Here is a 12,219-nt window from a genome sequence, read left to right as displayed (position 1 = left end):
TTACATCTTTAGAATTCAATATCAATTTATTTTAATTAGGACAATTTTATCTTATTTATGATATTTGTCATATTAAATAATTATTTATCCATCTATTTTTGAAAAAAATTAAACCACGTAAACCAATGAAAACACTAAAACCAATCATCCTTAGCTTAGCTTTAATCATGTTAAGTTGTGGAGACAGCGAAAAAACAGAACAACACTCTGATACTGCAGAAATTCCGGTAAGTAGAGAAATGATTGCAGAATTAACGTCACCTCCAAATGTACCAACACCGGTAGGACGACGAAAAGCAAAAAAGCTTATTGTTAATATGGAAATTCTTGAAGAAGAAGGCGAACTAACAGATGGAGTAAAGTATGTGTATTGGACCTTTGGTGGTTCTGTACCAGGTAGTTTTATTAGAACACGTGTTGGTGATGAAGTTGAATTTACATTATCCAATCATCCAGATAATAAACTACCACACAATATAGATTTACATGCTGTTTCAGGTCCGGGAGGTGGAGCAGAATCTTCTTTTGTAGCTCCAGGCCATGAAAAAACATTTTCGTTTAAAACATTAAACCCAGGACTCTATGTTTACCACTGTGCAACAGCACCTGTAGGAATGCATATTGCCAACGGCATGTATGGCCTTATTCTCGTTGAACCAGAAGGAGGGTTACCACAAGTAGATAAAGAATACTACATTATGCAAGGTGATTTTTATACCAAAGGTAAAAATGGTGAACGTGGCTTACAGCCTTTCGACATGCAAAAAGCAGTGGACGAAAACGCAGATTACGTTGTATTTAACGGAAGCGTTGGCGCCTTAACTGGTGATAATGCCATAACAGCAAAAGTAGGCGAAACCGTTAGACTTTATGTCGGAAATGGTGGGCCAAATCTTGTCTCTTCTTTCCACGTTATCGGTGAAATATTTGATAAAGTTCATGTTGAGGGTGGTGACTTAATTAATGAAAATGTACAAACCACGCTTATTCCTGCTGGTGGTGCTGCTATTGTAGAATTTAAAGTCGACGTACCTGGAACGTTTATTCTAGTTGATCACTCTATATTTAGAGCGTTTAACAAAGGTGCTTTAGGTATGCTTAAAGTTGAAGGTGAAGAACAAAAGAAAATATATTCTGGCGAGATTAGAGAAGGTATTTATTTACCTGAGGGACCAGGAATACAAAATATGCCAACAACTAATGAGATTGTAGAATCTGAAATTCCGGCCAAATCTTTCGAAGAACAAATGGAGTTTGGAAAACAAATCTATATGCAAACCTGTTTTGCTTGTCACCAAGCAGAAGGCCAAGGTATTCCTAATGCTTTCCCTCCATTGGCAAATTCAGATTATTTAAATGCCGATGTGGATAGAGCAATTGGAGTTGTAGTCAATGGGTTGAGTGGCGAAATCACTGTAAATGGTGAGAAGTATAATAGCGTTATGACCAAGCAAATGATTTCTTCAGACGATGTTGCCAATGTATTAACTTATGTTTACAATAGTTGGGGAAATTCTAAAAAAGTAGTGACCAAAAAGATGGTTGACGACGTTAAAAAGAAATAATATTATGAAAACCAAAGTCTTTAGTTTGTTATTACTGTGCTTAATGGTTCAATCTTTAATGATTGGGCAGACTAAAGACATGGTTCTCATTGAAGGGAGTCGCTATATTCCTTTATATGGAAGAGATTCTACAGTCGTTGAAGTCAATGATTTTAAAATGGATATTTACCCTGTAACTACAGCCGAATACATAGAATTTGTTGAAAAATATCCCAAATGGAGCAAATCTAAAGTGATTTCATTGTTTGCAGACGAAAGCTATTTAGTTAATTGGAAAACAGACCTAAAAGTCAAAGACTCTATGTCTACAAAAAGACCAATAACTTATGTATCATGGTTTGCTGCTAAAGCGTATTGCGAATGCCAAAACAAGCGCTTACCAACAGTAGATGAGTGGGAATATGTTGCCATGGCAGATGAAACTACAAAAGATGCAAGAGTGAAACCTGAGTACAACCAACAAATTTTAGCTTGGTATGAAGCTCCAAGAACAGAAGAAAACAGTATTGGTAAAACTAAAAAAAATGCTTGGGGAGTTTACGACCTACACGGTTTGGTTTGGGAATGGACTTTAGATTTCAATTCCGTATTAATAACTGGGGAATCCAGAAAAGATGTTGATAAAGACAGTAATCTATTTTGTGGAAGTGCAGCAGTCAATGCGACAGATTTAATGAATTATGCGGCATTTATGCGTTACGCCATTAGAGGAAGTCTTAAAGCGAGATACTCTATGAAAAATTTAGGCTTCAGATGTGTACAAGATATAAAAGAACAACAATGAAAAATTTAAAAATTATACTATCCACTTTTGTCTTAATCCTCTCTATTACGGCTTGTAATTCAGATAAAACAAAAAATACAGCTGCAGATTTAGCGGTTTTTCAGTGTCCTATGCAATGTGAAGGAGACAAAACCTATGATAAAGAAGGTAGTTGCCCTGTTTGCAAAATGGATTTAAAACTATTAGAAGCATCTTCAAAAGACATGGATACCGATGAAATTTCAGAAGCATCTATTTTCAATCTAACAAGCAAATGGCATAATGAAGAAGATGAAGAAATTCAACTTACAGATTTAAAAGGAAAGACCATGGTTATGGTTATGATTTACACCTCGTGCAAAGCTGCATGCCCAAGATTAGTAGCAGATATGCGAAATATTGAAGCTCAAATTCCGGATGAAAATATTAAAAATCTCGAATTTGTTTTAATAAGTATTGATCCTGAAACGGATAATCCGGAACGTTTAAAAGCTTTTGCTTTAGAAAATGGTATGGACGATGAACAATGGACTTTTTTACAAGGTACAGAAAGTGGAGTTCGTGAATTTGCTAATGTTTTATCCGTAAAATATAAAGAAATATCACCTATAGATTTTTCACACTCTAACATAATAAGTGTCTTTAATTCTGGTGGAGAGTTAATACACCAGCAAGAGGGTTTAGGCGTTGACAACAAAGAAACTATTGAGGCAATCCTTCAGCTCACCCAATAAAAACTACAACAATGAAAACGATACTAACAATCCTATGTTTAGGAGTTGTAATGACGTCCTATGCGCAAGAGTTTGAAATTTCAACGGAATTAAGACCTCGTTTTGAATACAGACATGGTTACAAAACACTATCACCAGATGATGTTGATGCCGCAACATTTATATCGCAACGCACACGGTTAAATTTAAACTATAAAAGCGAAAAGCTTAAGGCTTATATTGCTTTTCAAAATGTTAGAGTTTGGGGAGATGTTGCGACCCTATCAACTTCTGATAAAAACGGCATTACTATACACGAAGCCTGGGCTCAACTATTATTAAATTCTCATCTTTCTTTAAAATTAGGGAGACAAGAACTTAACTATGACGATCACAGAATATTTGGAAATGTAGGCTGGGCCCAACAAGCAAGAAGCCATGATGCTTTTGTAATGACCTACAAACCGAATTCCACTAACAGGTTCGACTTAGGTTTAGCAATGAATGAAAATGCAGAAACACTATTTGAAACCGAGTACCTCGTTAATGATTATAAAGCATTCCAATATTTATGGTACCACACCAAATTAGAGGCCGTAAGCTTAAGTTTTTTAATCTTAAATAATGGCTTAACTTATGAAGATGATAATGATAAACAGAATGTAGATTATAACCAAACTATAGGTACTAGAGCTACTTTTGAAAACAATAAATTTAATGCTGATGCATCCTTCTATTTTCAAACCGGAAAAATTGCAGAAACCCATTTAAGCGCTATTAATATTGCCGCCAATGCGTATTATAAAATCAATGATCAATTTAAAGCAGGATTGGGTGTTGAATATCTTTCTGGCACAGACATGAATACCACAGAGAATACTTTAAAATCTTTTAATCCTTGGTTTGGAACCAATCATAAGTTCAACGGACTAATGGACTATTTTTATGTTGGCAATCATGCTAATTCGGTTGGATTAATAGATATTAACGCCACATTAGGGTATGAAAAAGATAAGTTTTCAGCAAAATTAGTACCTCACTTATTTTCTTCTGCAGCCACTGTAATTGACAATACTAATAATGAAATGAGCAATGCATTAGGAACCGAATTAGATTTGGTTTTAGGTTATAAATGGACAAAGGATGTTAGTTTTAACGCAGGCTACTCACAATTATTTGCTACAGAAACTATGGAAGTTTTAAAAGCTGGTAATAAAGATAACTCTAACCATTGGGCTTGGTTAATGATAACTATTAATCCTAGCTTATTCAAAACATCATTTAATAATTAAAAGGAAGTATTTTTAGTTTTTCAACTAAGGAAAATTATTTTAATCGTGCCTTAATTTACCCGTCAACTCGGTTATATCAATAACAAAAACTACAGCTGTTTCTTCAGAATCAATTTTAGCAGAAAATTCACTTATAAAATCGAGATCACGTAATTCTTTTCGCAAAATAACATCTTTAACACCTAAAGAAAACTCGTGTAACAAAGCTTTGGCACTACTTCGTTCTAGTTCTATAAAGTCTCCATGTGCTACAACAGATTTCCAATTGGTAATTGTGTTTATTTCAGAAACTTCTAGTGCTACCGACTTATGCTGACGTAAAGCATTTATTTTATGTCCATCTCCAGAATAACAAATAATTCTATCGGTCGAATAAAAATAAGTAATGGGTACAACAAAAGGTTTACCTTGATAAACATAAGCCAAATGACCGATATAGTTCCGGCTTAATATTAGTTCACACTCTTCTATATTTAAGATTTTTATCATGGCTTCTACACTTTTAAACATTTTAAAATTCAGTAACTAATGATTATGCAAGACTAACAATGGCAATTTCATTCTAGACTTTAGCACTTTACTTGGTGAGGCACTAAACAGACGTTTTAACAACGATTTATCTTGTGCAATAAAAGCGGTTATATCTATAGTATTCGTTTGAAGGTAACTAGAAACAGCATAATCTACTGGCACATCTTGGACGAGATAATATTTAGACTCTAACAACGATAATCGTTCCTTATCGTCTAAAGCAATAGTATAGGTTTCCTTTTCTGATGTCACTCTTAAGACATGCAATTTAAGATTGAAATCTTCTATAAAGTCGATAATAGTGTCACGTAAATAACTATTTAATACGCAATCCTTATTTAAGGATACAAGAAATTCTTTAGTAGGTATAAACTCATAATTACTTGGTACCACTAAGGTTTTACATTTCACCTTTTCAATGACATTAATCGTGTTACTTCCGAAAATCACCTCTTTAACATTGGAAGCACCATTGCTTCCCATTACTACAAAATCTATAGACAATTTGTTTACAGCTTGATTGATCGCATCAATAAACACGTCGTAATCTATAATAAACTCAAATTCGTAATCTTGTTCCTTATAATCTTGTTTTAATTTTTCGATTAAAGCATTTAGCTTCTTCTTGGGTTTTTCAGTTATAGAATCGTGAATAGAATTTTTAGGAGACATTAATAAATCATCGGATACATAGCCACCTACTTTGTGCACATACATAACATAGAATGTACACTTTTTAGATTCAAAAAATTGCATGGCATAAGCAATAGCATTTGTAGCATTCTTAGAAAAATCCGTAAGTAAAAGTATCTTTTTCATCTTAATAGAACTTATTCTTAAATCTAAATAAATTCATAAATACCCACAATGATATTAATCATGTATAGGATTTCTATTTCCAAAACACATCACTTTCGTTGTCTATAAACTTTTCGGGCTGATGTATGAGCTCGATGTGACGTAACTGTGCTTCTGTTGCTACCTTTTGAATTTCTGGGAAAAGAATCCGTTCTTCAAATCGAATATGCTGCTCTAATTCTTCTTCAATTTTACTCAGTATTTTTACATCATCATCGTAATCTGTAAACAATCGCTTTAAACGTCTGTGTTCTGCTAAACCACGTTTTACCAACTCATTTTCTGGCTCTAAAATCGAAAAAATATGTATTTCTTCTAATTCAAAATGTGGAATTAAATGATTTTCAAAAAACCAATGAGCATAAGCTCTAATGCGTTTAGGATCGATTTCCTTACTAAATCCTGCTCTGATTTTCCAAGATAATAGTAAGCCATGATGATGTTCTCTGCTTAAAGGTTGAAGTGCTTTATGTCTTTTTTGAGGTTTAGATTGCATACGTTTTGTGTTTTATAATATGTAATAAGATAATGCTGATTCCTAAGGGCAATAAGATGCTGAAAAGAAATAACAACAGGTAATAATTCGGAAGCATACCACTACCGACGTAAAACATTACACCTTGAATTAATAGGAGTAATTCCGTTAATACAAAGCCTAAAAGAAAACTAAAAATACCTAAATCTAAACTTTTAGAAAAAGTTACTAAATCGCTTTTCAAAATAAAAGCAAATAAAAATCCTGAAATCACACCCAACATGAGTAAGTGAATGAATCCAATGACAAAATTGCGATGATTATAAACAACTTCTGAAAATTGAGGTAAAACAGATAATGATTGAAACAGTACTTTTAAAATAAAACAAACAAGCGCAAAACTATACATATAGATCACATGCTTATTTTCTTTATTAAACACTAAATTTTGATTCGGTTTTACAAGTTGAAAGAATTTATAAAGCGCTCCAATCTGAAGTGCCACTCCTACTCCATTAATCCAAGGCAAACTACTATGAGGTGCAAACCATTGTATTGGCAAGGCGAACGTTAATAGTGTTGATGTTATTAATAGTATGTAGAATTGCTTGAACGTTTTAGAATCTTCAATCTTTAAAATATGAAAGAATACAGTGATAACTCCGATTAAAAACCAGCCATTAAACTGAAAATGTAAAAAGAACTGAATTGCAATTTGATAAAACGCAGAAGCAGGTCCAAACATTGAAACCGCTGGTCCTAAACACCAAACACCAATTGTGGAAACAACCATGAATACAAGTGATGATTTTAATAACTTTTCTGTAACTGAAGAATTGGTTTTAATGTGTTTCCAAATGAGATGTACAAAATAATAGCTACAAAAAATATGTAGTGTTGAAAAAGATATAGAAATAACAGCATACCCTTGTAACGGAAAGCTAATCATCATACCAACCACAGCAAATTCTGTGAGCCAAAATAAACGCGTAAAACTTTTGGGTTTATCTGGAATCAGGTAATGAACAAAAAGTGTAAATAACATTAAATACACCCAACCCAACATCGCAACATGAGAATGCGCATGTGTTAAAAACCGATAATTTAAACCAATAGATTCTAAAAACGAGAAGCGTAATGCCAAACCCATTACGGCAGCAATTAGAAAATTAATTAAACATATGATGACTAATTTTTTGGACATCGCTTTAAATTACGATTTAGTAAGATACAGATTAATATGAAGAAAATCCCAAAATGCAAGGGAATAACATCTTAGGATTTCTCTAGTTTAAAAATGTATTAGGGATTTTTATTAACCAAACTGTTGTTCCAATTTTATAGCCTCTGGGAAAAGGATATTATTCTCTAAATGAATGTGTAGATGTAAATCTTTTTCAAATTCCTCTAACATGGCAAAAGTAACTTTATACGTATTACATGCATCTGCTGGCGGAGTATAATTATTTGTAAGGGCATCTATTTCTCTAAAGCGTGCACCTTCGTTATCGTGTTCTTCCATCATCATGGCTATAGGATTTTCAACCGTACCAAATTGAGGAGATTGTACAGCGCTATTTTCTAATTTAGCTTTTACCATTTTTTTTATGAAAGGAAAAAGGATGAGTTCTTCTTTTTTCATGTGCGACGCTAATTCTCCAGACGAAGCCACAAATAATTCATTAATTTTAAATAACTCTGGGTGACGCTCACCATGAACTTTACAAAGTTTATCTAAAAACTGGCGTAATACTGGTGTTTTTTCTTCAACATACCTGTGGTGTTTCTTTTCAATATATTCAGCCAATAAATCTAATGGCCAAGATTTATAATCAATGGTTTCTCCACCTTTAGAATCTAAAACCTGATTAAGCTCATCTATTAGCGTGTTACTATCAATACCTTTTTTATCACAAGCCTCCTCTACGGTTCTGTTACCTTGACAACAAAAGTCAATTTTATATTTTGAAAAAATAGCTGCAGTTCTAAAATCCTCGGCAACAAATTGCCCTATTTCTTTTTGTGTGTTTTTTTGAAGTGTTTCCATATTATTTTTTATTTCGGATAATTTTATCTTATTTATATTCAAATTTTTTTTAGACCTTTAAAAATGTGACACCAGATTTTATATCTAATGCGAGTTGCTCTAAACTAGTTGTTTCTAACATATCCTTAAGTTCGTCTCTAACGATCTTAAACTTATCGTGTACAGGACAAGGATGATTTTCATCGCAAGTATGTAAGCCTAATCCACAACCTTTATAGATATTATCACCATCTATGGCAAAAACTATTTGAGAGAGTTTGGTGGTTGCAATTTTATCTTTATCAATTTCAAAACCACCATGGGCACCTCTAACGGATTTCACAATGTTGTTTCTCACCAAAGCTTGTAGAATTTTAGCTGTAAAAGCCTGAGGAGAATCTATCTCTTCTGAAATCTCTTTAGGACTTACACGTCTACTTTCTGAAGAATTAATAGCAATAAAAATTGCTGCTTTTATGCCGTACTCACAAGCTTTAGAAAACATCTTTTATTGCTGTTTTAGATTACAAAAATACAATTAATCTTTTAAATAGGACAATATTATCCGGAATAAATAATTTTAAGAATATTTGGATTTATACCATACTTTTTGCCATTCACGTTGCAAAATAATAAAAGTTACGTCTTCAGACAACTTTAAAACATCACTGCCATCAAGAGCTTTTATTTTAGCTTCTGAAACATCTACAATATAAAGGAGATTAAGATAGTCTGAAAATTTAGAATTTATGAGATTAAAAACGGTGTCTTGAAACACTAATTTTAAACTCGTAGGCAAGGTTTCTTCATCAAACTCTAAATCTATATTAGCATACAATAAATCCTTGTTAAGTTGAATAATAAGTTTCCTATAGAGTTGTAGCGTTTCTGCTTCTAGAATTAACTCCTCAAAATTTGACGGTAAATTCATTGGGTATTAAACGCGTCTGTTCATTAATTGTTCACCAAACAAACGAAGTGATTGCTTTCTATCATCAGCAATATTTAAACTTTTTAGAACCTCAAACGCCTTATTCGTGTAATTTTTTACAGCAATTTGAGTAGCTTCTGAAGCACCAGATCTATTGAATAACGCTTTTACCTTTTCAACTTTATTAGTATTAGGAAGTTCTGAATTAGACATAAACGTTTTTAAATTTAAACTATCATCATCAGAACCTAATTCCATTGTTTTTAAATACAAATAGGTCTTTTTATTTTCAATAATATCACCTCCTACTTGTTTTCCAAAGGTTTCAGGATTTCCAAACGCATCTAAATAATCGTCTTGTAATTGAAAAGCGATGCCTAAATAGCGTCCAAATTCATAGATAGCATTTTGATCTTCAATTGACGCTTTTGCTACAATAGCTCCCATTTTCATGGCAGCACCAACTAAAACTGCTGTTTTAAATTCAATCATTTTTAAATACTCAGCAATGGTAACATCGTCTCGTGTTTCAAAATCAATATCATATTGCTGACCTTCACAAACCTCTAAAGCTGTTTTACTAAATAGTTTCGCTAAATCCTGAAATGTTTGCGCATCATAATTTTCAAATAATTGATACGCCATAATTAACATAGCATCACCTGAGAGAATTCCGGTATTTAAATTCCACTTTTCATGAACCGTTTGTTCGCCTCTTCGCAAAGGAGCATCATCCATAATATCATCGTGCACTAAAGAAAAATTATGAAAAACCTCTATAGACAAAGCCGCATCCATGGCTTTTTGAGCGGTTCCACCAAAAACCTCAGCCGTCATTAATGTTAAAATTGGTCGTAGTCGTTTACCACCTAATTCCAATATATATTTAATAGGACTATATAAATTTTGGGGTTCTCGATCTACTGTAAAATCTTCTAAATATTTTAGAAAGGGCTTTTGATAATTCTCAATATGTTGCATAAGACAAAAATAATGTATTAAACATATTTTAAACAAATGTTAATCATGTTAAAAAATCATTAAAACTTTGGAAACTTTTTTGGTTTTTAAAGTTTCCTATTGTAGTTTTGCGTCCAAATAAAAAGATATTCCGCTTTCTCGGAACACAGAGATGAAAGATAAAATAATATTAAAATCTACTGATTTGTTCTTAAACTTAGGGTTTAAGAGCGTTACCATGGATGATATTGCTAATGAAATGGGTATTTCAAAAAAAACTATTTATCAGCATTTTCAAAACAAAACAAAACTTGTAGAAGCTACTGCAATGCATGTTTTTAACTGTATTTCACATGGGATTGATTGTATTTGTGAGCTAGACAAAAACCCAATAGAAGAAATATATGAGATTAAACGGTTTGTAATGCTTAATTTAAAAGACGAAAAATCGTCTCCTCAATATCAGCTTCAAAAATACTATCCTAAAATTTATGCTTCATTAAAGAAAAAGCAATTCGAAAAAATGTTGGGTTGTGTAACCCGTAATTTAGAACGTGGTGTAACCCAAGAATTCTATAGAGACAGTATAGACATTGATTTTATAGCACGATTCTATTTTAACGGTATGATTTCTTTAAAGGATCAAGATATTTTTCCTCGCGAAAATTTTTCAATGATGATGTTAATGAACAATTATATAGATTACCATTTACGAGGTATCTGCTCCGCTAAAGGATTAGAAAAATTAACACAACTAAACACCAATCTTTAATAACCTATGAAAAAAACACTAACGCTATTAATAGGTTTTATTATTTTTCAAGTCGGCTTTTCGCAAGACCAGCCTATAAGCCTTTCGCTTCAAGAAGCTATTGACTATGCTTTGGAAAACAATAGAACGGCCATTAATGCTTCTCGAGATATTGAAGCAGCCAAACAACAAAAATGGGAAACAACAGCTACTGGCTTACCTCAAATTGATGCCAGTATAAGTTATACCAACAACATTAAACAACAGTTCGATGCCATTGATTTTGATCAGGATGGTGTGGTAGATTTTGGTGCCAAACAATCTATGAATCCGTCCGTAACCTTAAACCAACTACTTTTTGATGGCTCCTATATTGTAGGTTTACAATCCGCAAAAGTATTTTTGGAAATCTCTGAAAATGCCAAAACGAAAACAGACCTAGAAGTTAGAAAAGCTGTAATTAATGCTTATGGCAATGTCCTATTAGCAAATGAAAGTGTTGAGATTCTAAGACGAAACGTATCTGTATTAGAAAAAAATCTTTTTGAGACTGAAAAAATCTTTGAAAACGGCTTAGAGGAAGAAGAAAGTGTAGAGCAATTACAAATCACACTTTCAGGCTTAAAAAGTAATTTAAACAAAACCGAACGTCTCCAGAATATTGCACTTCAAATGCTTAATATTAATTTAGGTATTGATGTTTACAACACAACAATTTTAACGGACACTTTAGAATCCTTAACCGACAATAATATAAATCTAGAAATTTTAGCACTTGAAAATAATGTTGAAAATAACATCGATTATAAAATTGCAAATAATGATAAAGTCTCTAAAGAATTACTTGTAAAACTTGAGCAAAGTAAGGCACTCCCAACTTTAAGCGCCTATTTAAATGGTGCCTATGTAGGAAACAGTGATGAGTTTACCTATTTTGACAAAGAACAACGATGGATTGGCACTTCTGCATTTGGTGTAACCCTTAGTATTCCAATTTTTAGTTCTGGAATGCGCAACGCTTCTACCCAACGCGCTAAAATTAATTTAGAAAAAGCCGAAACGGATCTAACAGAAACAGAACAACGCATCAAACTTGAAATTGCATCAGCTAAAAGTGATTATCAATTTGCCATTGAAGATTACGACAACAAAAGACAAAATTTATCACTTGCAGAACGTATAGAAACTAAAAACCAAACTAAGTTTTTTGAAGGTATTGGTTCTAGCTTCGAACTTAGACAAGCACAAACACAATTATATTCAGCACAACAAGAATTACTTCAAGCAATGCTAGACGTCATCAACTCTAAAGCAACCTTAGAAACTGTTCTTAATACACCAATCAATAATTAAT

At 32.7% G+C, this 12,219-nt stretch carries 14 protein-coding genes; 6 read left to right on the top strand and 8 right to left on the bottom strand.

Annotated features, from left to right (window positions below; all coding sequences use genetic code 11):
- The first annotated feature begins 125 nt into the window (after positions 1-125).
- From nirK to HM992_RS05215, 4 genes are read left to right on the top strand one after another with little or no spacing between them, the layout of a single operon-like run.
- The gene (gene nirK / locus HM992_RS05230) at positions 126-1,565 is read left to right on the top strand and encodes a copper-containing nitrite reductase (RefSeq protein ID WP_178986058.1); all 1,440 of its coding nucleotides are present in this window, start codon (positions 126-128) and stop codon (positions 1,563-1,565) included.
- Positions 1,566-1,569: 4 nt separating this feature from the next.
- Positions 1,570-2,349, top strand: coding sequence for a formylglycine-generating enzyme family protein (locus HM992_RS05225; protein WP_178986059.1), 780 nt, complete (start codon positions 1,570-1,572; stop codon positions 2,347-2,349).
- Complete coding sequence (locus tag HM992_RS05220; RefSeq protein WP_179318960.1) at positions 2,346-3,062, top strand: SCO family protein; 717 nt, start codon at positions 2,346-2,348, stop codon at positions 3,060-3,062. Before HM992_RS05225 ends, HM992_RS05220 begins: the two co-directional genes overlap by 4 nt.
- An 11-nt stretch (positions 3,063-3,073) precedes the next feature.
- On the top strand, positions 3,074-4,333 hold the full coding sequence (locus HM992_RS05215) for an alginate export family protein (protein ID WP_179318959.1): 1,260 nt from the start codon (positions 3,074-3,076) through the stop codon (positions 4,331-4,333).
- A gap of 39 nt (positions 4,334-4,372) precedes the next feature.
- Here the strand turns inward: HM992_RS05215 and HM992_RS05210 are convergent, their stop codons facing one another.
- From HM992_RS05210 to HM992_RS05175, 8 genes are all read right to left on the bottom strand, one after another.
- Positions 4,373-4,822, bottom strand: coding sequence for a pyridoxamine 5'-phosphate oxidase family protein (locus HM992_RS05210; RefSeq protein WP_179318958.1), 450 nt, complete (start codon positions 4,820-4,822; stop codon positions 4,373-4,375).
- Positions 4,823-4,858: 36 nt separating this feature from the next.
- A complete protein-coding gene (locus HM992_RS05205; RefSeq protein WP_179318957.1) occupies positions 4,859-5,683 on the bottom strand; it encodes a universal stress protein in 825 nt (274 codons plus the stop codon).
- A gap of 73 nt (positions 5,684-5,756) precedes the next feature.
- Complete coding sequence (locus HM992_RS05200) at positions 5,757-6,218, bottom strand: hemerythrin domain-containing protein (RefSeq protein ID WP_179318956.1); 462 nt, start codon at positions 6,216-6,218, stop codon at positions 5,757-5,759.
- Positions 6,208-7,401 (bottom strand): hypothetical protein, encoded by a 1,194-nt coding sequence (locus tag HM992_RS05195; RefSeq protein ID WP_179318955.1) that lies wholly within the window; start codon positions 7,399-7,401, stop codon positions 6,208-6,210. The genes HM992_RS05200 and HM992_RS05195 overlap by 11 nt, the downstream gene beginning before the upstream one ends.
- Before the next feature lie 111 nt (positions 7,402-7,512).
- A complete protein-coding gene (ric, locus tag HM992_RS05190) occupies positions 7,513-8,244 on the bottom strand; it encodes an iron-sulfur cluster repair di-iron protein (RefSeq protein WP_179318954.1) in 732 nt (243 codons plus the stop codon).
- Between the two features lie 49 nt (positions 8,245-8,293).
- Positions 8,294-8,728, bottom strand: coding sequence for an RrF2 family transcriptional regulator (locus HM992_RS05185; protein WP_179318953.1), 435 nt, complete (start codon positions 8,726-8,728; stop codon positions 8,294-8,296).
- Between the two features lie 75 nt (positions 8,729-8,803).
- Positions 8,804-9,154 carry a hypothetical protein gene (locus tag HM992_RS05180; protein WP_178986068.1) on the bottom strand — a complete coding sequence of 117 codons (351 nt, stop codon included), beginning with the start codon at positions 9,152-9,154 and terminating at the stop codon, positions 8,804-8,806.
- A 6-nt stretch (positions 9,155-9,160) separates the two neighbouring features.
- Positions 9,161-10,135 carry a polyprenyl synthetase family protein gene (locus HM992_RS05175; protein WP_179318952.1) on the bottom strand — a complete coding sequence of 325 codons (975 nt, stop codon included), beginning with the start codon at positions 10,133-10,135 and terminating at the stop codon, positions 9,161-9,163.
- 151 nt (positions 10,136-10,286) lie between these two features.
- On the opposite strand from HM992_RS05175, the gene HM992_RS05170 reads away from it, so the two are divergent.
- Positions 10,287-10,886, top strand: a complete 600-nt coding sequence (locus HM992_RS05170; protein WP_178986070.1) for a TetR/AcrR family transcriptional regulator — start codon at positions 10,287-10,289, stop codon at positions 10,884-10,886.
- Between the two features lie 6 nt (positions 10,887-10,892).
- Complete coding sequence (locus HM992_RS05165; protein WP_179318951.1) at positions 10,893-12,218, top strand: TolC family protein; 1,326 nt, start codon at positions 10,893-10,895, stop codon at positions 12,216-12,218.
- Position 12,219: the final 1 nt, after the last annotated feature.

This window comes from Winogradskyella helgolandensis (genome assembly GCF_013404085.1).
GTDB classification, from domain to species: Bacteria; Bacteroidota; Bacteroidia; order Flavobacteriales; family Flavobacteriaceae; genus Winogradskyella; species Winogradskyella helgolandensis.
Note: the sequence above shows the minus strand (reverse complement) of the source record. Positions and strands in the feature narration are given on the sequence as shown.